Source organism: Anabaena sp. UHCC 0187 (assembly GCF_009712035.1).
Taxonomy (GTDB): domain Bacteria; phylum Cyanobacteriota; class Cyanobacteriia; order Cyanobacteriales; family Nostocaceae; genus Dolichospermum.
The window spans coordinates 167,706-188,336 of sequence record NZ_VILB01000011.1 but is presented as its reverse complement, the minus strand read 5'-3'; the positions used below and the strand labels follow the sequence as shown (position 1 = coordinate 188,336).

Sequence of the window (20,631 nt, the reverse complement as noted above, 5' to 3'; positions counted from 1 at the left end):
TTTGACCAAAACTTCCTTTCCCTCCCTTCAGGGGACATTAAGTCCCCGTTTCCAAAAATTCATCACTAATTCCGTTCCTTTAGGAGCAAGAGAGATTAATAATGACTCCTCCAGACGACAAGAAGATTGTTGAACAAAGAAAAGAACTAGTTAAAGAAGTTCTCAAAGCTTACCCCGAAAAAGCTGCTAAAAAGCGTGAGAAGCATTTAAACGTATTTGAAGAAGGTAAGGCAGATTGTGGTGTTAAATCTAACATCAAATCCTTACCTGGTGTAATGACCGCTCGTGGTTGTGCTTACGCAGGTTCTAAAGGTGTGGTTTGGGGTCCTATCAAGGACATGATCCACATCAGCCACGGTCCCGTTGGTTGCGGTTACTGGTCTTGGTCTGGTCGTCGTAACTACTACTTAGGTACAACAGGTGTTGATACCTTTGGTACTATGCACTTCACCTCCGACTTCCAAGAACGCGACATCGTGTTTGGTGGTGACAAGAAACTGACTAAATTAATTGAAGAATTAGATGTATTATTCCCCCTAAACCGTGGGGTTTCTATTCAATCTGAATGTCCTATCGGTCTCATCGGGGATGACATCGAAGCAGTAGCTAGAAACACATCCAAAACCATCGGTAAGCCAGTTATTCCTGTCCGTTGCGAAGGTTTCCGTGGTGTGTCTCAGTCTTTAGGACACCACATCGCTAACGACATGATTCGTGACTGGGTATTCCCCAGAGCAGACAAGGCTAAGAAAGACGGTACATTGAAGTTTGAAGGCACTCCTTATGATGTAGCCATCATTGGTGACTATAACATCGGTGGTGATGCTTGGGCGAGCCGGATTTTATTAGAAGAAATCGGTTTACGCGTTGTTGCTCAATGGTCTGGAGACGGTACAATCAACGAAATGTTGATGACCCCCAACGTGAAGATGAACCTCATCCACTGTTACCGCTCGATGAACTACATCAGCCGTCACATGGAAGAAGCTTATGGTATTCCCTGTCTTAACTATGATAATGTGTTTTAAATCTACCAGAATTTAGTCTATATATAACTTTGTTTGATTTGATCATTGTTCTTAATGGACTGAATTTTAATCCAAATTTAAGACAATGCTAGAAAAAGAGTTACAGGAAATTTTCGACGATTTCACAGCACCAGCATCTACCGATGGCAGCTATTTAGGAACGCAGACACAAATGAAGGCTACTCGGCAACATCTGGAAGAAAAGTTTCAACACGGTTTAGTAGAGGTCAAATCTCGATTAAAAGCAGCTAAAATAAAAGTTGGGCTTGTTGTTAGTGGAGAAACTATTCAATTACAAGCTTCTCTACCCGTAAAACCTGATGAGATTGATGTTAGAAAAACTGGTAGAAAGCAATACAAAATTTCTTTAAATATTCCCGCTAATTTAGATGGTTTAAAAACAGCAGAAGAAGAAGCTCATGAGTTAGGTAAATTAATTGCTCGTCAGCAGTTTATATGGAATGATAAATACTTAGGACAAGCTGCTGGTAAAACTGAAGATCCAGTCAAAACTGTTGGTGAAATATTAGCAGAATTTGAAATTGAGTATTTTAAAACTCACAAACTCACAGAAAAAAGTAAGCATACCTTTTCTTATTATACTGGCTATCTAAAAAGGCTGGTAGGGTTAGATACAGTTTTGACACAATCAGCAATAGATCAAAAATTGCAAGAGTTAAATAATGAGTATGCAAAGTACAGTGCAATTAAAAGTTTGAAGGTATTGAAATCAACATTAAAATTAACTAGCTTCACTTTAGAAGGAATTAAAAATAAACAACCAGAAAGTCAACAGAGAGATATTCCTAGTGATGAAGATATAGTCAGATATTATCAATCATTTGCCAATTATGCACTTACTAGAAAAGGTACAATTAAAAGAGACTGTTTAAAAAGTTGGCAAATGTGGCAATGGGTTTATGGAATGTTAGCAACTTATGGTTTACGTCCTCGTGAGCTTTTTGTAAATCCAGAAATTAGTTGGTGGTTTAATCCTGAAAATAAAGATAACACTTGGAAGGTACACCCTGATACTAAAACTGGTTATCGGGAGGCTTTACCGCTACATCCTGAATGGGTTGAATTATTTGATTTAAAAAATTTAGAATGTTTGGAACTTTTGAATAGTCAAGTTGCTGGAAAAAGTAGTTATACAGAAATCAACACTATTCGTGTGAATTGTTCTTCATGGTTTCGGCGTGTAGATATTCCCTTTAGTCCCTATGATTTGCGTCATGCTTGGGCAATTAGAGCGCATATTATGGGTATACCAATTAAGGCTGCTGCTGATAATTTAGGACATTCTGTAGAAATTCATACAGAAATTTATCAAAAGTGGTTTAGTTTAGAAAACCGGAAAAAGGTAATTAAGCAAGCTGTGGATAAAAAGGATGATATAGAAGCTTTGAAATCGGAAAATATCCAATTAAAAGCTGAGATAAAACAGTTAAGACAAACTTTAGCAAAATATCAACTTGCTGAGGTATTGAAATAGAGTCATAGTAGAGACGTTTTATAAAATATCTCTACTATTAAATAAACAGTATTCATCTATCAAGATGAAAAACTGTTTGAGATAAACAATTTTATTGACTTGAGAATTTTAAGCCACTGTTAAGCAAATTTTGTGAATCAATTTCAAGTTATAATTGGTGTTTAGATGCAGAAACAATATTTTTTAATCTATAAATAAGCTGATTTATAAATACCAGAATAAAAAATCTTATATATCCAGGTTTTTTAGAATATCAATTTATATTCCCTGGAACTTGATCATGTTGGTGGAAAGGTGCGGTAAATTCAGGTTTTTTTGTTGGGGAATTAAGAGAGTTTAATTTTTAGACTAAATGGATTTTATTATGTTTGATAATAACATTGTTTGTGGATAACTACAAGTAGTAAAGGTCTGATTCTGTCTGAGTTTGAGATGGTTGTGAATTTTTGAAGTTTGGTGATTTGGTTATATAGGATAATGTTTTGAATTTTAATTTTTTAGACTAAATAGTAGGGTGCGTCAGACAAATAACCTAGTAAAAAAAGACAAATTAAAAATATGATGCCCCCTATTACTGTATTGACTCATTAATTTTGCTCCTCTCCTAATTCTTCCAGTTCACTTAATAAATTTGCTAATTGCTTTTCTAGGTAAATCTGAAGCTTTAATAAGCTAACATCAGTTCTGCAACATCTACCTCAGAAAATCCCATTAACTTTCCCACTTGCTTAATGTACATTTTTTCCGTTATGTGAAAATATTTACTTCCACGTCAGATGTAGAAAGAAGATTATCAGTATATTCAATGCTAGATTCACTTAATGATTGAGTCTCATCTAATATCTCAATTTCTTTTTCAAATATTTGAATAGACTTATTACCTACTTGTTTAGTTGAATAGGCTGACCATAAACCCATAGCAGTAGAACCAACTACAGGTAAATATTTACTAACACTTGATTTCAATATCTGTTGGGCATATTTTCCTGCTATCCAACGAGCCATATCTTGAAATATTGGCGTGCTTACTTTTCGAGCGATGATTTTACTACCTTGAGCAATAATAACTCTATTTGCTACTGCATTTATGCCGGGGGTAATTAATCCTGTACCCAATGAAGAAATTAAGACACCTGCTAATAGTTCTTTGTTTAAATATTGCTGCTTGTCATAAGCTACACCCACATCATAAATCATGGCAATTTGGTTTCGCATGACTGTGATAATTTCTGGAGCAACTGCTAACATTCCCAATAGACCTGGTACTAAATTAGCTGCTACTGATATCCCTCCATTACATTTTGCATAGCCATTGACAATTGAATTAGATGATTCTATGGAAGGTCTTTGATGTTGATAAGGATTTTTAGCAAAATAATTACTTCTATCTTGTGCAACCATATCAAAAGAAGTGATTATTTTTTCGCCAATTTGGTTTTGTAGTTCTTGAATAACTTTATTACTTGTATTTTGTTGGCTTATCATGGATATATAAACTCCCATTCAATTTTAGATAAAGCCGATTACAGATATATTGGATACATAACATAATTTGAAAAAATAATCAATTACATCCTGTAAATCCTAAAATCCTGGATATCCTGTATCCCTGACGGGAGGCGTTAGCCATTTCTGACAAATGCTACAATTAATAAAATTTTGCTCTATTTTCCTTGATGAATGGGAATTTGAATGATAAACTCTGTCCCTTTACCGGGAATTGAGTGACAATCTAGTTTCCCTCCATGTCTTTCCGTAATGATTTGATAACTGATAGACATTCCTAAACCCGTGCCTTTACCAACAGATTTAGTGGTGAAAAATGGATTCATCATCTGTTTTTGAACTTGCTCATTCATCCCGATTCCGTTATCTGCGATCGCAATTTCTAGCCACTGAGAATTAACTAGCTCAGTTCGCACGTGAATCTTTCCAGGATTGGCTTGAATTTCTGCTAATGTCAGTTGAGAATTTCGTTGTTCTATAGCATCAATCCCATTCACCAGAATATTCATAAATACCTGATTAAGTTCTCCAGCGTAGCATTGTACCAAAGGTAATTTGCCATAGTCTGTAATCACTTCAATATCTTGAAGACGACGTTTTAAAATCATTAATGTACTATTAATTCCTGCGTGAATATCCACCTCTTTAAAATCTGCTTCATCCATGCGAGAAAAAGTTCGCAGAGATAGAACAATTTGCCGAATCCGCTCAGTACCAACATTCATAGAGTTAAGAGTTTTGGGTAAATCTTCTTTGATATATTCCAAATCAATCTCATCTATAAGTTCCTGAATTTCTGGGTGATTATCAACGTCGTATTTTTGATATAATTCAATTAATTTTAAAAGGTATTGAATATATTCATGAAGAGGAGTAATATTACCATGAATAAAATTTACAGGATTGTTAATTTCGTGAGCTACTCCTGCTACTAATTGTCCCAAACTTGACATTTTTTCCGAATGAATCATCTGGGCTTGGGTCTGTTTAAGTTCTTGAAGAGTTTGTTCTAAATCTTGTGCTTGTTGACGGAGTTGCTCTTCTAGACGTTTGCGATCATTAATATCCCTGGCTACGATAACTACATTATCATCTCCCATAGGTGCAATACTAGCCTCAAACCAAACTTCCTGATCACCAATTGGTAAGCTATATTCTATTTTTACAGTTTTCTTGGTAGCAACAGTTTGTTTCATGTAATGCAGAAAATAATCAGCAAAAGCCGGAGGAAAAACCTCTTTGACTGTTTTACCGACTATTTCCGCAGGAGGTTTGTATAATGACGGGGCGCTACTAGGGGCAACTTTTAAGTATTTTCCCTCTGCACTGACAACCAGAATCACATCCTCGATAGCATTGAACAATGCTAGTAATTCTCTTTGAGAATCTCTCAGAGCTTCTTCTGTTTGTTGCTGCTTGTCAAAATACCCTGCTTCTGCAATCATGATTTTTATTTTCCCTTGACTGGTTAACTGGGATTTGAATCACGAACTCAGTAGCAATGCAACCTTCCTTGATCTCATTTTCCCATATATACATTATAACTACGGATTTCAATCAGGTAAAGCTAAACCAGTTCGTGGATCTCTAATATATAATCCCAATGTCAAACTCTACGGGCGATCGCATAACAATAAGGGTAAATAAATCCTAAAATTCTGGATATCCTGATATGGCTTGCCCAACGCTACGCTATCAGACAAATGGTGTAAAATATTAGTTAACTAAATTCTGTATATTAGGAGGATGATTTTATGTTAATTATGACAATTAAAGATGTAGAACAAGTCCAAACCGCTTTTAGTGAAGCCGGTTTAGATTATGATGTTGAGTTAACAAACGGGAGAATTTCTATTGTGGGTCCATCAGATATTGTATCTAGTGAAGTTGGTATTCTTTTTAGCCGACTATTAGCTAACTGGGTTTATCCTCGTCGTTTAGGAAGAGTATTTGATTCTGCTGGTGGTTTTATTTTACCTGATAGCAATCTCACCGCACCAGATGTTTCTTTTGTTCGGGCTGCAAGGTTGCGTCAAAGTCCCCGTTATTTTGGCGAACTTGTACCAGATTTAGTAGTAGAAATTAAATCTCAAAGTGATAGAATTAAACCTTTAGTTACTAAAATTCTCAACTTTATAAACTTAGGTGCTGTGATTGGAATTTTAATTGATCCTGATGAAGAAACTGTAACAGTTTATCGTCATCAAGGTGAACCAACTATTTTAAATAATGGGGATATTTTAACTTTACCAGAACTTTTTCCAGGTTGGGAATTAGCTATTTCTGAATTATGGCCTCCTATTTTTACCGAAGAAGAAACACAAGGTTAGTTTGTTTGATCAGATTAGTTTTTCTGTGGAGTTCTTTCATGAGAAATATAGGATTTTACCTGAAGATAGCGGTGTGCGGAGAAACCTCCGCAGCAATCCTTAATTTTATTCGTGAATAGTCACTTTGATCATTTTAACAGGTGTTTTGGGGCGATCGCCAGGTCCGGTTGGTGTGGTTTCAATGGCTTTCAATACATCCATCCCTTCAGTAACCCGACCGAAAACAGGATGCTTAGATTGACCGGCTGTAAACCAATCTAGATAGGAGTTGTGGACAGTGTTGATGAAAAACTGGCAACTGCCACTATTAGGGGCCCCCGTATTAGCCATAGATAGAGTTCCTGGTTCGTTAGACAGTTTCCCATCTTCCGGATGCTCATCTTGAATGCAACCATCGGGACTATTACCCGTTCCTGCACGAGGAGAGCTAGGATCTTTACTGTGAGGACAACCAAACTGCACCATGAAGTTTTTAATCACCCGGTGGAAATGCAGACCATCATAAAACCCACTTTTGGCCAATTTGATGAAATTTCCCGCTGTTATGGGCATAACATCGGTAAATAGCTCAAGAGTAATAGTACCAAGGGAAGTTTCCAGAGTTGCGGTGGGATTTGCCATGAATATTGAATTACTAATCTGTGTAATGGTTTAATTTGCAGTTTCCAGTTTACCGAAAATCTTGAAAATAATGTTCACCAAAATCTATAAATAACTCAAATCCGCGTCACTGACTTCAAGCTGAGGTTATTTTCTTTTGCATTTTAGTCTGGGAAAGCTAAACCTGTTCTCGGATCTCTGATATATAATCCTAGTGTCAAACTCCGCATGGCTTCATCCCACACAGGTATTAATTGTTCCGCTTGATCTGCCCAATAATCAAAAGTAATCAAACATTGAATATTAGAACCTAAACCAACACAAGTTCTAGAAAATGCTTCTCTGGGTTCGGTTTGAGTATCAATAAATTTAATTTCACGCCACATAATTTTGGCTGTTTGTCGCTTAACAGTAATCACTTCTCCCCTTTCAATCACATCACGGCTATCATCTTCCATGATTTTTTTCAAAGTAGATTTCAGGGGAAATAGAGTCCAATCATTAGGTGGTACATGATTGTAAGATACCTCTAAACAACAATCATCATCAGGTGGTTTTTTATCCATGAACTTGAAAGATTTTTCCTGTGGTTCAAACACCCAATTCTGGGGAACATTAAAGCGAACTGCACCCCTCCCGGCTACAAAAATCTTATAATCATCAGGGCCTTCCCAGTGATGATCAGGTTTTAATTCTAGGGTTTCTTTAATCCATTGAAGATTGCTTTTTTTGCGCTTTGCCATAATTTTAATAAGGTATTAAATTTTAGCTGACATTAATCAAATTTATTTGGGAAATGTGATTTTATGTTTCTGTTTCCAATCCCACACCATCATAAAGCATTTCTATGGAAAATTCAAATTCAATGCTTGATAAGGTGACAATATCTCCACTACTATAGGGATAATAAAGCCACATTCTTCCTTCTCCTCGACAATAACGTTCAACAGAGATTTTTTCAGAATCAATCAAGATGTATTCTTGTAAACTGGGCATTGTTAGATAATATCTGAATTTTCCCCTCTATCTTTACTGCTTGTACCAGGAGAAAGAACTTCAACGATTAATTTGGGATGTTGAATAAATTTGCAGGCGTTGAGGTCATCAGGGTGACAACTAACGATAAGATCAGGATAGAAATATACACTGTTAGGACTAATTTGCACTTTTACATCTAATATATTTATTCGATCACCTCTAGCACGAAGATGGGGATGTAAAATATTGTAAAGATTGAGAGTAATATCATTATGGGGAATTGTACCACCTGTCATGGCAAAAACTTCGCCGTTGATGTATTCATAGCGAATATCCTGGTCAAGTTCCCATGCGAGATATTCCTCAATGGTCATTTTTGGCAGTTGTTGGGGAATGGCTATCATAGCAGGATTTTTCAAGCTTGCTTTGATTATAGCAAATTACAAAAATCAAAGTTGATATGATCACTGCGGATTCATTCTAATCAAATCGGTTAAAATACTATCCAAACTCCCATTAACTTGAATTCGATCAATCTTCTCCGCAATTCGTTCTAAAACTTCCAATTCCTTCAATCTTAATGCGACTGGATTATCTTCCATGACCTTCGCAGTATTCAACATACTTCGAGTCGCAGCAGTCTCTTCCCTCCGTCTAACAACATTAGCTTGAGCAGCTTTTTCCGCTTCCACAACCTTACTTAAAATCGCCTTAATTTCCCCAGGTAAAATAATATCTTTGACCCCCACAGAATCTACTTCAATTCCATATTCAGAGGCTTTCTCACGAATATATTCAGAAATACTTTGATCAATCGCTCCTTTATCTTCCAATAAAGCATCTAAAGTTCTTTCTCCCACCGCACCCCGCAAAGCAAATTGCAATTCTTTGTACAAAAATCCAGTAATATCTGATAACCCATTTTTGGCTTTTAAGATGTCTTGAATGCGGAAACCAGCAGTTAAATTTAACCGCAATGGGACTTTATCTTTTGAGAGGATTTCTTGACCAGAAATTTCCATATTTTGTAATCTCAAATCAATAGTTTCCGTATTAAATGATTTTCCAAAAATCCACCAAGCATTTAATCCTGATTGTAATTGGGTTTGAAATTCCTGATTAATATATAATAGTCCAATGTGTTGGGGAGGAACTTGACAAATATGTAAATAATTCCGACTTAATGTTTTTACTTCTGCTGTTCCTTCCACCAATTCGGAAATTAATACAGGTGGTAATTTTGCATCTGTACTAATATCAATAATTTCCACTTCCACACCTTGCCAAAATAGTTTTCGGCTTGTGGGTGGTAAAATAGCAATTACTTTTTTTTGATAACGAACAATTGCAACTTGTGAATTTTGTAATTGTACATTTTCACAATAAGCTGCTACAAAATCGGGATGTTTTTCAATTAGGACATCTTCTAAAGGAAAATCAGGATTAGGAATAATTCTGCTAATACTCCGCACTGTCACATCTTTATTTATTGACCAAAAAGCATATTCTCCTGGTTCTAAAGGTCGAATAAAATTATTTTGTTGATATAGTAAACCAATCTCATATTCAAAGATTGGGAATTTCTTTAATCCATTTAATGTAATTGAGCGCAATTGTTGAACAAATGAATTAGGTAATTCCCAGTTTTCTTCTAAGTTGAAAAGATGAGTCTCTACTTCTATAAAACCACGCCAAAAAGCTCGTAACTGATTTGGTGCAATGCTTATCCAATTTTGACCTAAACGAACTAAAGCAACTTCATTGAATGTAGTTTTAACAATTAATAAATATTGTTCTAGTTCTGTTCCATGATTTCGCAATAATAATTCTAGGTTTTCAATTTCTGCTTCTGGTTGATTCAGGTCATAGGTTTTAAGTTGCCAATGACGACCAAAATAAGTATATTCACCAGGTTCTAATACTTTTTTAAAATCGCTGCGGTGATATAAAATACCGATTTCGTTAGGTTTGATATAAAAGGTTTTCCACATAATAGTATTTTTGAGGATATTTTCTACCAAGTTACTGACTAATTTTGAGATTGATTCCAGTTTTTTGTAATATACCATAATACAACTTTCTTGAAAACTCTGCAAATGCAAGTAAGTGTTACAGTCAATGGGTGGACAAAAGCGACTCGAAAACTGGATGAAGATAGAAGTAATTTTAACTAAGCTACTCCGTAGTAACTTCGAGAAAAAACGACCATCAGATATAGCGTTCATTTTGCGGTTAGCAAGTTGAAGGATATACTCAAGTTAGGGAGAGATGCAGTTGCGCGGACTCATTAACTGCTGCTTGCAAACATCGCTCTTGCGAGTAATGAAGACAAGCAAAATACTTGCACCGCAGAGTTGTGATAATTACGGAGTCGAACCGCAGGATTTCTCCTTTACCATTTGCTACCGTGACAGGGTATTGTCCTTTAACCTGGACGAGGTTGGTGAAAAGTGCAGGAATCGAACCTGCTACACGTTGATTATGGGTCAACTGCTCTACCAAATGAGCTAACTTCCTGGGGTTTGATACAGGAGTTGAACCTGTGACCTATTGATCAATTAAGTGTCAATTGCTCTACCAACTGAGCTAATCAAACGATATAGTAAAAAGCAGTTCGCGGTATACGCTCATACTAGAGTTTGGCGCACCAGTTAGGTATATAGAACCTAAACTATAGCTTTGTGACTTTTTAACTATCCCGCTTCAAATGTAGCATATTGTAATTTGAAGTTTTCTTTTTAATTCTTGCCAAAATTAAGGAATCAAAGTAAACTAAGTTTGTAGACTTAGCTATAAACCTGTGGAAACTGTAAATATCCATCAAGCTAAAACCAACCTGTCACGCCTATTATCCCGTGTAGAACATGGGGAAGAGATTATTATTTCTAATCGGGGTGTTCCCGTGGCTAAGTTAGTTCCGTTTAGTGTCTCGTCTCACCGCAGAGATAGTTTAGGACAAGATCGAGGAAAATTTGTAATTCCAGAAGACTTTAATGCTCCTTTACCGGATGACATTTTAGCAGCGTTTGAGGGGAATAAGGAGTGAAACTTTTATTAGATACACAGTGTTTTTTATGGTGGTTTGCTCAACCTGAGCGTTTGAATGAAGAGGTCATTTCACATATTGCTGATGAAAGCAATGAACTATGGCTTTCTGTGGCTAGTGTGTGGGAAATGGGGATAAAAGTTGCAATTGGTAAGTTACCATTACCAGAACCACTGGATAGTTATATTTCTAGCCGGATGATGAAATTGGGGGCGAAATCTTTGGAAATTACAACTTCTCATGCACTCAGAACGGTGGTTTTACCTTTGCATCATCGAGATCCTTTTGATAGAATGATCATTGCACAAGCACAGATGGAAAGTATGATGCTTGTAACTGCGGATTCAATGTTTAAAGAGTATCAAGATACTGTTATTATTTGGGCTGGGAATAAAGGTTAGTTTGGGAATTAATAATTATAAAGGTATTGTTTCCAATTGTTTTCACTCAGACATAATAATTGCAGCTAATCGTTCCTCAACTTCTTGAATATAATCTGTCAAACCTGTATCAACTCCCCTTTCTCGTAGATGTTTTAAATTTGTCTCTTCCCAACACTGCTTTTCCCGTTCCATATCATCTCCTGTAAGTTGTTCAACTACTACTTTTACATTTCTGATTCGTTCAGGTTCTTTCTCAGAAGTAGCACGTAATCTGTGTGACTCTATGCAAGGATCAAAACTCAATTTATTTTTGATTTCTTCTAAAATTTGTTCCTCTTCTTGATTAGATGCAATAAACCCATTTAAAACCCATGCTTCACGTTTTGGATCAGCCGCACCAATTATAATTTCTAATTTCGGCGTTTTATTAATATGTTCTGAACGTGCTTGTTCAATTCCTTCTTTACGTTCTGGTTGATTATCTAAATCACGGATAAATAAAACAGCTTTAATCTGTCGAGTTTTTTGCAGAAACCGTACCAAATTAAGAATCTTGATAGATGCTGCTCCATCAGCTTTTAAGGGTACACCCTTACTATGATGACCTCGATATTTTGGGAATTTTAAACCTGATGATATTAATATTTTTTTAATATCACTCCAACAAGAAAATTCTGTCCCTTCCTCTAAACCAGTCCACTGAAAACAATGTTGCAGAATATCATCATCTAACCAATCAATGTTTTCCTGCAAAACTCGCTCGGCTAATTTAGTAGCTGTTCTGGCATCTGCACCACTTTCAACTATGACAATAAACTCAATCACTGACTTCTCCTTCTACCACCCAATCTTCACCTTCAGCATCCCAAAATTCACCTGTTGTTAAGGTTTCTTTTGCCCATTCTACATCAGGATGTTCATCTAAGCGTTTGGCAATTGTGAAACCTGAATTACTGTTATTTAATATGTGGACTTGAGAAGGAGCAAGTGCATCAAGAATATAAGGGGAATGAGTAGAGAAAATAATTTGCAAGTTGGGATTTTCGGCAATGATTTCTTTAAAAACAGTCATTAACTCACGTTGTGCTTGAGGATGTAATCCCTGTTCTATATCATCTAATAAAACTAAATTAGGTTGAGTAGGATTCATCAATACAGTTAATAATCCTAAAGTTAACATTGTTCCTTCACTAATTGCATGGGCGGGAATACGTTCACCTGTATTCATATCTAAAACTACTTCTTGTCCCGTCATTTCCTGAGTATCTTCATAGTGAATAGGTTTACCATCAACTTCGATGAAACGCTCGCGAATGACTGGAACTTTTGCTCGCTTGATGCCAATTTTACGTACATTTGGCACGATTTTACACAACACTTTTTCTATGAGTTGAAACTTATCTGGAGCTTCATTACGCACAAAATCTAAAGTGGGTGCTAACCCTGAACCATCAGACTCAATTCTTGGTGTAACTTCATCACTGTAAGCTGCTTTAGCAAGTTTACTTGCATCTAATTTTAAGTAAACAGTAGGTTTTAAAGATTTACAAATTGCATCTGGGTATTTTGTTAGTCTTTTTGTCTTTGTTGTATCTTCTGGGAATTTCGTTAATATTTTTGTCTTTCCTTTATCCCAACTACCTTCATTTTCATTAATTTTCCATTTTGTGTCTGGAGTCCAAGGATTCATTTCTTTCTGTTTCAAATGATATGAATAAGAAACTTCCCAAATCTCTTGATTTGTCTCTTTCCAAAAACCACTCACACTAACAGACATATCTGTTTCCCCAATTGTTGTAATGAATTGAGGTGATTGGTCATATTGAAATATTTCCCTAAATGATACATGAGATATAGACCGAGCAGCAAGCCTACTGAGATTATGCAATGCTTGTAACACGCTTGTTTTACCAGCACTGTTTTTTCCTACAATTCCATGTAATCGGGAATTATCAAAATTAAGTTCTGTAGATTTATGGCCTTTGAAATTATGAAGTATGACTTTTTTTAGCATATCCTTGAATATAAGAGTCAGCTTCTTTTATTTAAGCATTTTTGGCTGGGATTTAGGAAAAATTTATGTCAACGCTCCTAATTGCTTTGTAGTTTGGGATTGTACCTTGTCAGAAAAGATAATAATTACACTTCTGTGCAATAATTATACTACATTACCTAACAATTAAACACCTGGAGATTTTTATGAATATTGATAAAATAGAATTTGTGCCATCAATCAATAATTTAAAAGCAGGAAAATCTTCTATTGAAGATAGACTCAGAGAATCATTAGAGAAATGTGTAAATATTAAAGGAGTAGTTGCTTATTGGACAATTGGTAAGGATTGTATGCCAATTTTGGCAGAAAAACTTGAACATGAGGATTCATTTTATTGTGTTGATTTGAATATAACTACTGACATTGATAAACTTAATGAGTTTGCGCGACAAAAAGCAACTAATCAAGAATATAAAGCAAATTTATTTTTATTTACTAAAAAATTAAGAAAAAGAAGCACTGCTGTTCAATCTACATCTGATATAAAAAGGGAGAAATATACACATTTACTGCATTCTAAAGTCATTTGTTTTGAAAATACAGATAATACTGTTGAGATATGGATAGGAAGTCACAATATGACGCATAGGGCAATAAAAGGAGGAAATATCGAATCAACCTCTGTAATACATACATCTAAAGGAAGTGATTTTCACAAAGAGATATTAGAATTTCTTAATTTTATTAAAGAACAATGTATTGATTTTGATCCTGACGAGATAGCTTACTATAAGCAAGTACAATCTAATCAACTATCAGAAGAGTATGAGCGAGTATGGATTCTTGAAATGCTAGGAGAAGATATTCATACACTGAAAAAAGGAGATGAAATTATTATTTTAGGATGTCAAATAGAAAATGTCTATGATAATTTACGAAAACATTATGGTCGTGATAATCAAGATACCTTTGTTTATGCTTATAATATTTGTAACAAGAAATATTACTTATACAAAATAGAAATTTTAGGAAATGAAAAAGCAGAAGAACTAGATATAGCAAAAGATTTAGAGAGAAGATATGCTTTACAAGTCGATAGATTAGTTCCGTTTATTACAAAAGATAAGAAGAAAATAGAAACAACCTTTAGCAATTGTTTTAAATGGTATTCAAGAATTAAAATTATAGAAATAGTACAAGAATATAAAATTCCAGGAGACACAACTATTACTAAATCTTTTTGTTGGAAAACAATACCCATAGAGGAACTGCCACATCTATCTAAAATGTCAGCAGATAATAAGGAAATGATATTTGGAAAATCAAAAAAGCCAATTACCCATTCCGACAAGGTAGTTCAAGATTCTCATCTAAATATTTTAGAAATAATATATAGTGTCAGTGAAATAGTTGATTTTTACAAAAATCTTGGTGATAATCCATGTCAGTCATCATCTCAAGGAATAAGAATGATATGGAATTTAACACGAAAAAGCCTTATTTACTTACCCAAGAAATATAACAATAGTGAAAATTGATCATTGATTGAAATAAATAATCAATAATGAAGGTGTTCTGGAATTTCCATCATTTCACCTTCCCAACTACCAATTACTTCTTCCAAAAACCTACGAGAATATCCTAATTCTTCCGGCGTTTTACTTGCAGATTGTAATGATTTTTCTGCAATACGTTGAAATACAATTACTATTTCTAATTCTTCATTAGCAAATTCATCAGGAAGTTCAATTTTGAGAATTTTATCATTACCAATGTGCGTCTTAATCTTCATACTTTCCATAGACTAACCTCCTAGTTTTTACTTTTACCTGTAGCTTGCATAAAGATTTTGATTATTGTTGACAACCAAATTATACCACACCTCGCAAAAATGATATTCTTGATTAACCAAACTTAACTCCGTTTATAAACCATTTCCATCCTCAACTTCTCCACCTCAATCTTCAACCGTTCGTTCTCCATTTTCAACCCTGTATTTTCATCCTTAATCAACTCCACTTCATTCCGTTTACTCAAAGCCTGATTTATCGCCAACTTCCGCATATCCAAAGAAAACCAACGTTGATAAGTTTTCGTATGAATCTGCACACTATGACCCAAATTATCCGCCGCAGCTTTAATAGGAACTCCCAAAATATGCGCTCGAATTGCCCAACCATGACGTAAATCATAAGGTTTAAAATCTAATCCAATTTTTCTAAACCACCAACTAACTCTTTGAATTAAAGCCGTGATTTCTGCATGATTATTTTGGTCTTTTTTACTAATTGCTATAGCCAACATTTCCAAATATTTCGGATTTCTTAAATCAAATTCATCAATCCATTCCTTATATAAAGGTAAAGCTTCCCTCTCTCCAGTTTTACAATCTTTATCAACCTTCCAAGTTAAATCTATATTCTCATCACTCAACCACCAATCAATATGAGGATTAACAAAAAGTTCACGAGGACGTAAACCAAAAACCGCTAACATTCCATAAGTCCACCGCCAAAGTTGCCAGCTATCTTTGACATCTTGATTAACTTGTTTACCTCGATTATGCAAATATTCATCAAACTTGTAAAATCCACTAACTATGTCCTTATCAGTAGGAACATTCCGAGAATTACTTTCAGGAACTTTAGAGTAATTAGTTAAATTAATCTCAAGTTTAAAAAGCTGACAAAAAACAGAAATAGCCCTCACAGCATTATATTTAGCCCATTCCTTATCTATTTTATCAATCGCATTAATCAAAACTTCCCCAATTGCCAAATCATCAGCATTTGTATAACGCTTAATGCGAGAAAAATAATAGAAAAAAGTATGTTCACTTTTAGTCGTGCGTTTATGGGTTTTAAAATATTCCTCCTCAAACCTTGCCAATAACTCACCAATAGTTATTAACTCTTGTTTATTTCCTTCATTTCCCAAATATTTATCATTCCAAACAAAACTCTTTCTCGCAATTAACTTACTCAACTCATAAGCTTCTTCTTCCGCCGTTTTCAAACCTGGTAAATTTGCCGGAATGTTCAAACTGAGATTGTATTGTTTTTTCCCCATTCCAGTTTTATCCTCATCTCCCGGCTTAATAGGTAAAGTTGCCCGTAATTGCAGACATCCATTGGATTCCCGAATAGTCACCCTAGCCTTCGCAGACTTCAACCGCAGATTTACCCGCTCCAATTCCCATAATAGCTCTTCTTTCATAATCCTTCCTTTGCGCCTTTGCGCCTTTGCGCGAAACTTAACTCTGAATCTTTGAGACTATATTTAGACTAAAAATAAATGAGTTAACTGCAAACATAGTTCATCCCTGACATTGCTCACTGCAAACATAGCGAAGTTAAAAGCTATTAAACCAGCAATATAAATACTCCGGTCCTTACCACGGTTACGACGGATTCGCAATCTTCGCTCGTGACATGGATTTGGCACTCAACAGCCCAACCTGGGGATTAATCGGCGCTCCCTGGAACAAGAAAGCTCAAGCTAAGGCTAAAGCTAAGGCTTCCGTCTAGGGAACAAAAGATAGTCTGGGGTTTTACCCCAGGAGAGTTGGGAATTCAAGATTCAAAATTAAAAATTCAAAGTTTTGGATTTTGCATTCTGAGTTTTGAGGCACATTCCCCACTCTCCACCGAACGCAAACATAATACACAGCAAGCTTGGAGATATAGAAATGCCTCAAGATCCCAATAATATTCAGGACCACGTTGAGCTATTCCACCAGCCAGAATACCAACAACTGTTTGAAAACAAGAAACAGTTTGAAAACGGTCACACTCCTGAAGAAGTACAACGAGTTTCCGAATGGACAAAAAGCTGGGAATACCGGGAAAAGAACTTTGAACGGACAGCTTTAACCGTTAACCCAGCTAAGGGTTGTCAACCTTTAGGCGCTATGTTTGCGGCTGTAGGTTTTGAAGGTACACTTCCCTTCGTTCAAGGTTCTCAAGGTTGCGTGGCTTACTTCCGTACCCACTTAACCCGTCACTACAAAGAACCATTCTCCGGCGTTTCTTCTTCCATGACAGAAGACGCGGCTGTGTTCGGTGGTTTGCAAAACATGATTGATGGTTTGGCTAACTCCTACAGCTTGTACAAGCCAAAAATGATCGCTGTCTGCACCACCTGTATGGCAGAAGTTATCGGTGATGACTTACAGTCATTTATCGGTAACGCTAAGGAAGCTGGTTCAGTTCCTCAAGATTTCCCCGTACCTTTTGCTCACACACCTAGCTTCGTTGGTTCTCACATCACCGGTTACGACAACATGATGAAGGGAATTCTTTCTACCTTAACAGAAGGTAAGAAGAAAGCTAAGAGCAACGGTAAAATCAACTTCATTCCTGGTTTTGATACCTACGTAGAAAACAACCGCGAAATCAAGCGGATTGCTTCTTTGATGGGTATTGACTACACTGTTTTATCTGACAACAGTGATTATGTTGACTCACCTTGTGATGGTGAATACAATATGTACCCAGGTGGTACTAAGCTAGAAGACGCAGCAGATTCCATCAACGCTAAGGCTACTGTTGCTCTCCAAGCTTACTCCACCACCAAAACCCGTGAATACATTGCTAAGGAATGGAAGCAAGACGTTTGTGTTGCTCGTCCTTGGGGTATCAAGGGAACTGACGAGTTCTTGATGAAACTCAGCGAATTAACTGGTAAGGCTATTCCTGAAGAGTTAGAAATCGAACGTGGTCGTGCAGTTGACGCAATGACCGACTCCCATGCTTGGTTACATGGTAAGCGTTTCGCTATCTACGGTGATCCTGACCTAGTTTACAGCGTAGTTGGTTTCATGTTGGAAATGGGTGCTGAACCAGTACACATCTTGGTTCACAACACCAATGACGTATTCGAGAAAGAATTGCAAGCATTGTTAGATTCTAGCGCCTTCGGTAAGTCCGCTAAAATCTGGGGTGGTAAAGACTTGTGGCACTTACGCTCCTTGTTGTTCACCGAACCCGTAGACCTATTGATTGGTAACTCCTACGGTAAGTACCTGTGGCGCGATTGTGGTGTACCTTTGGTCAGAATTGGTTATCCTATCATGGATCGTCACCACTACCACCGTTACGCAACAGTTGGTTACAAAGGTATAATCAACCTGTTGAACTGGATTGTTAACACAGTATTTGAAGAAATTGACCGCACCACCAACGTTGCTGGTAAGACCGACATTTCCTACGACTTAATTCGTTAAGAATGTCTGTAGGGGTGGGGTTTCCCCACCCTTTCGGTTTCCTTTCGCTGAAAAATAGACAAAGGGGATTGGGACTTAGGCAATTTACCTAAAATCCCATCCCCTATTTCAAGTTCTAATTCCAATCCTAGCCGATGCTCTTTGTTCCTTTCATCTACCGGACGGATGAATTTTGAAATAAGTTCCAGCAAAATTAATCTCTTAGCGCGTGCTTTATCTTACCTTCAATACAATAAATTTTCTATTTTCTCTTGCAAAACCAAATGTTATGAAAATCCCACCCCTAGAAAATACAGATAAATACATATCTTTTTTGAAAGTTTATCTGTGTAAATATTAAGTTAATCAGATTTTGCAGAAAATCTAAAAATCAATCCAAGCTAAGTATAAAAACTTGGTTATTTTCGGGGAATTAGAATTATTATATTTATTATATCCTGTGGTAATCCTAAATTATTTGTGAGATATTTCTCACTTGTTCACTATTACAGCAAGTTTCTATTATCTTTCCCCTATAGGCAGAAAGCAAGAAATAAATAATGCTGTAAATAGTTCCACAAATAATTTTTATTGATTTGAAATATTTTTGTAAAAATCATCATCTTGATGATGGATTTAAGCAAGATTTGTCATGGTAGTAAACTCCATCTAGCACCAGAATAAAAATGAAAGTCACCCAAAGTAAAATTAACGAATTGCTGAGTGAATCAGGATGCGAACATAATCAAAAGAAACAGGGAGAAAAGAAAAATAAATCTTGTACTCAACAGGCTCAACCCGGTGCGGCTCAAGGTGGTTGTGCCTTTGATGGAGCGATGATTGCTTTAGTGCCAATTACTGATGCTGCTCACTTGGTACATGGTCCCATTGCTTGCGCGGGAAATTCCTGGGGAAGTCGTGGTAGTCTGTCTTCTGGACCCATGCTTTATAAAACAGGTTTTACTACCGATGTGGGTGAAAATGATGTAATTTTCGGTGGTGAGAAAAAGCTTTATAAGGCGATTTTAGAACTAAAAGAACGCTACCAACCTGCGGCTATTTTTGTTTACGCTACCTGCGTTACAGCCTTAATTGGTGATGATGTTGATGCAGTTTGTAAGGTAGCAGCGGAAAAAATTGGTACTCCGGTAATTCCTGTTATTGCTCCCGGATTTATTGGCAGTAAAAACTTAGGTAATCGCTTTGGTGGTGAATCTTTACTAGAATATGTAGTCGGCACTGCTGAACCTGAATATACCACACCTTATGATATTAATGTTATCGGTGAGTACAATATTGCCGGGGAAATGTGGGGGGTTTTAAGTTTATTTGAAAAGTTAGGAATTCGGGTTTTATCAAAAATTACTGGTGATGCTCGTTATGAAGAAGTGCGTTATGCTCACCGGGCTAAATTAAATGTCATGATCTGCTCACGGGCGTTATTAAATATGGCGCGAAAAATGCAGGAACGTTATGAAATTCCTTACATTGAAGAGTCATTTTATGGAATTAAAGATATTAATCGTTGTCTGCGAACTGTAGCTGCTAAATTAGGTGATGCTGATTTGCAGGAACGCACAGAAAAGTTAATTGCTGAAGAAACTGCGGCTTTAGATATTGCCCTTGCTCCCTATCGAGCCAAGTTGAAAGGTAAGCGCGTTGTTCTCTATACTGGTGGTGTGAAAAGTTGGTCAATTATTTCCGCTGCGAAGGATTTGGGAATTGAAGTTGTGGCCACAAGTACCCGCAAAAGTACAGAAGAAGATAAAGCAAAAATCAAAAATTTGTTGGGTAATGATGGCATTATGCTGGAGAAGGGGAACGCCTCCGAACTCCTAAAATTAATTGAAGAAACTAACGCAGATATGCTTATTGCGGGGGGCAGAAATCAATATACTGCTTTGAAAGCGAGAGTTCCCTTTTTAGATATTAACCAAGAACGTCATCATCCCTATGCTGGTTATGTGGGTATGGTGGAAATGGCGCGGGAGTTGACTGAGGCTTTATATAGTCCTGTTTGGGAGCAAATTCGTAAGCCGGCTCCTTGGGAATAATTGCTTGTTTTT

Annotated in this window: 16 protein-coding genes, 1 tRNA gene and 4 pseudogenes; 9 read left to right on the top strand and 12 right to left on the bottom strand. The window is 36.3% G+C overall.

Translation table 11 applies throughout. The features are described from left to right. Positions 1-101 precede the first annotated feature (101 nt). Together FJR11_RS09965 and FJR11_RS09960 are read left to right on the top strand one after the other, a co-directional pair. Positions 102-1,016 (top strand): annotated as a pseudogene (locus FJR11_RS09965) (nitrogenase component 1); the annotation flags it as partial. Positions 1,017-1,113: 97 nt separating this feature from the next. Further along, positions 1,114-2,523: a site-specific integrase gene (locus tag FJR11_RS09960; RefSeq protein ID WP_168503531.1), complete on the top strand. Its 1,410-nt coding sequence runs from the start codon at positions 1,114-1,116 to the stop codon at positions 2,521-2,523. Between the two features lie 747 nt (positions 2,524-3,270). Here the strand turns inward: FJR11_RS09960 and FJR11_RS09955 are convergent. Next, complete coding sequence (locus FJR11_RS09955; RefSeq protein WP_168503530.1) at positions 3,271-4,008, bottom strand: hypothetical protein; 738 nt, start codon at positions 4,006-4,008, stop codon at positions 3,271-3,273. Between the two features lie 179 nt (positions 4,009-4,187). Continuing rightward, positions 4,188-5,474 (bottom strand): ATP-binding protein, encoded by a 1,287-nt coding sequence (locus tag FJR11_RS09950; RefSeq protein WP_168503529.1) that lies wholly within the window; start codon positions 5,472-5,474, stop codon positions 4,188-4,190. A gap of 309 nt (positions 5,475-5,783) precedes the next feature. Here FJR11_RS09950 and FJR11_RS09945 point away from each other — a divergent pair, with 309 nt between their 5' ends. Further along, positions 5,784-6,359, top strand: coding sequence for a Uma2 family endonuclease (locus tag FJR11_RS09945; RefSeq protein WP_168503528.1), 576 nt, complete (start codon positions 5,784-5,786; stop codon positions 6,357-6,359). 105 nt (positions 6,360-6,464) lie between these two features. Here FJR11_RS09945 and FJR11_RS09940 read toward each other — a convergent pair whose 3' ends face one another. The 6 genes and pseudogenes from FJR11_RS09940 to FJR11_RS09915 form a co-directional block, all read right to left on the bottom strand. Then, a complete protein-coding gene (locus FJR11_RS09940; protein WP_168503527.1) occupies positions 6,465-6,980 on the bottom strand; it encodes a peptidylprolyl isomerase in 516 nt (171 codons plus the stop codon). Positions 6,981-7,123: 143 nt separating this feature from the next. Continuing rightward, entirely contained in the window at positions 7,124-7,702 is a 579-nt protein-coding gene (locus FJR11_RS09935; RefSeq protein ID WP_168503526.1) for a hypothetical protein, read from the bottom strand. A 61-nt stretch (positions 7,703-7,763) separates the two neighbouring features. Then, a pseudogene (locus FJR11_RS09930) lies at positions 7,764-8,341 on the bottom strand (Uma2 family endonuclease). Between the two features lie 60 nt (positions 8,342-8,401). Next, positions 8,402-9,928, bottom strand: a complete 1,527-nt coding sequence (locus tag FJR11_RS09925; RefSeq protein ID WP_168504171.1) for a slipin family protein — start codon at positions 9,926-9,928, stop codon at positions 8,402-8,404. A gap of 450 nt (positions 9,929-10,378) precedes the next feature. Next, positions 10,379-10,454: transfer RNA gene (locus FJR11_RS09920), tRNA-Met, on the bottom strand. Further along, positions 10,454-10,533: pseudogene (locus tag FJR11_RS09915) on the bottom strand. Before FJR11_RS09915 ends, FJR11_RS09920 begins: the two are co-directional and overlap by 1 nt. Positions 10,534-10,737: 204 nt before the next feature. Between FJR11_RS09915 and FJR11_RS09910 the strand changes: the two are divergent. Together FJR11_RS09910 and FJR11_RS09905 are read left to right on the top strand one after the other, a co-directional pair. Then, a complete protein-coding gene (locus tag FJR11_RS09910; RefSeq protein WP_168503525.1) occupies positions 10,738-10,983 on the top strand; it encodes a type II toxin-antitoxin system Phd/YefM family antitoxin in 246 nt (81 codons plus the stop codon). Next, entirely contained in the window at positions 10,980-11,384 is a 405-nt protein-coding gene (locus FJR11_RS09905; RefSeq protein ID WP_168503524.1) for a type II toxin-antitoxin system VapC family toxin, read from the top strand. Before FJR11_RS09910 ends, FJR11_RS09905 begins: the two co-directional genes overlap by 4 nt. 42 nt (positions 11,385-11,426) lie before the next feature. Here the strand turns inward: FJR11_RS09905 and FJR11_RS09900 are convergent, their stop codons facing one another. After that, positions 11,427-12,191, bottom strand: a complete 765-nt coding sequence (locus FJR11_RS09900) for a hypothetical protein (protein ID WP_168503523.1) — start codon at positions 12,189-12,191, stop codon at positions 11,427-11,429. Then, positions 12,184-13,380 (bottom strand): AAA family ATPase, encoded by a 1,197-nt coding sequence (locus FJR11_RS09895; protein WP_168503522.1) that lies wholly within the window; start codon positions 13,378-13,380, stop codon positions 12,184-12,186. The genes FJR11_RS09900 and FJR11_RS09895 overlap by 8 nt, the downstream gene beginning before the upstream one ends. A gap of 185 nt (positions 13,381-13,565) precedes the next feature. Here FJR11_RS09895 and FJR11_RS09890 point away from each other — a divergent pair, with 185 nt between their 5' ends. Beyond that, positions 13,566-14,900 (top strand): hypothetical protein, encoded by a 1,335-nt coding sequence (locus FJR11_RS09890; protein WP_168503521.1) that lies wholly within the window; start codon positions 13,566-13,568, stop codon positions 14,898-14,900. 20 nt (positions 14,901-14,920) lie between these two features. On the opposite strand, the gene FJR11_RS09885 is transcribed toward FJR11_RS09890, so the two are convergent. Continuing rightward, the gene (locus FJR11_RS09885) at positions 14,921-15,154 is read right to left on the bottom strand and encodes a hypothetical protein (protein WP_254444732.1); all 234 of its coding nucleotides are present in this window, start codon (positions 15,152-15,154) and stop codon (positions 14,921-14,923) included. 122 nt (positions 15,155-15,276) lie between these two features. Continuing rightward, complete coding sequence (locus FJR11_RS09880) at positions 15,277-16,578, bottom strand: site-specific integrase (protein ID WP_168503519.1); 1,302 nt, start codon at positions 16,576-16,578, stop codon at positions 15,277-15,279. A gap of 158 nt (positions 16,579-16,736) precedes the next feature. Between FJR11_RS09880 and FJR11_RS23875 the strand changes: the two are divergent. The 3 genes and pseudogenes from FJR11_RS23875 to nifE form a co-directional block, all read left to right on the top strand. Further along, positions 16,737-16,889: pseudogene (locus FJR11_RS23875) on the top strand (nitrogenase molybdenum-iron protein alpha chain); the annotation flags it as partial. Positions 16,890-17,050: 161 nt separating this feature from the next. After that, positions 17,051-18,586: a nitrogenase molybdenum-iron protein subunit beta gene (gene nifK, locus FJR11_RS09870; protein WP_168503518.1), complete on the top strand. Its 1,536-nt coding sequence runs from the start codon at positions 17,051-17,053 to the stop codon at positions 18,584-18,586. 665 nt (positions 18,587-19,251) lie between these two features. Further along, positions 19,252-20,619, top strand: coding sequence for a nitrogenase iron-molybdenum cofactor biosynthesis protein NifE (gene nifE, locus FJR11_RS09865; RefSeq protein ID WP_168503517.1), 1,368 nt, complete (start codon positions 19,252-19,254; stop codon positions 20,617-20,619). The last annotated feature ends 12 nt before the right edge of the window (positions 20,620-20,631 follow it).

What these genes read in the sequence shown, in the direction of transcription:
- FJR11_RS09960 (WP_168503531.1), top strand. Translation starts at nt 1,114, where the DNA reads ATGCTAGAAAAAGAGTTACAGGAAATTTTCGACGATTTCACAGCACCA.
- FJR11_RS09955 (WP_168503530.1), bottom strand. Translation starts at nt 4,008, where the DNA reads ATGATAAGCCAACAAAATACAAGTAATAAAGTTATTCAAGAACTACAA.
- FJR11_RS09950 (WP_168503529.1), bottom strand. Translation starts at nt 5,474, where the DNA reads ATGATTGCAGAAGCAGGGTATTTTGACAAGCAGCAACAAACAGAAGAA.
- FJR11_RS09945 (WP_168503528.1), top strand. Translation starts at nt 5,784, where the DNA reads ATGTTAATTATGACAATTAAAGATGTAGAACAAGTCCAAACCGCTTTT.
- FJR11_RS09940 (WP_168503527.1), bottom strand. Translation starts at nt 6,980, where the DNA reads ATGGCAAATCCCACCGCAACTCTGGAAACTTCCCTTGGTACTATTACT.
- FJR11_RS09935 (WP_168503526.1), bottom strand. Translation starts at nt 7,702, where the DNA reads ATGGCAAAGCGCAAAAAAAGCAATCTTCAATGGATTAAAGAAACCCTA.
- FJR11_RS09925 (WP_168504171.1), bottom strand. Translation starts at nt 9,928, where the DNA reads ATGTGGAAAACCTTTTATATCAAACCTAACGAAATCGGTATTTTATAT.
- FJR11_RS09895 (WP_168503522.1), bottom strand. Translation starts at nt 13,380, where the DNA reads ATGCTAAAAAAAGTCATACTTCATAATTTCAAAGGCCATAAATCTACA.
- FJR11_RS09890 (WP_168503521.1), top strand. Translation starts at nt 13,566, where the DNA reads ATGAATATTGATAAAATAGAATTTGTGCCATCAATCAATAATTTAAAA.
- FJR11_RS09885 (WP_254444732.1), bottom strand. Translation starts at nt 15,154, where the DNA reads ATGAAGATTAAGACGCACATTGGTAATGATAAAATTCTCAAAATTGAA.
- FJR11_RS09880 (WP_168503519.1), bottom strand. Translation starts at nt 16,578, where the DNA reads ATGAAAGAAGAGCTATTATGGGAATTGGAGCGGGTAAATCTGCGGTTG.
- nifK (WP_168503518.1), top strand. Translation starts at nt 17,051, where the DNA reads ATGCCTCAAGATCCCAATAATATTCAGGACCACGTTGAGCTATTCCAC.
- nifE (WP_168503517.1), top strand. Translation starts at nt 19,252, where the DNA reads ATGAAAGTCACCCAAAGTAAAATTAACGAATTGCTGAGTGAATCAGGA.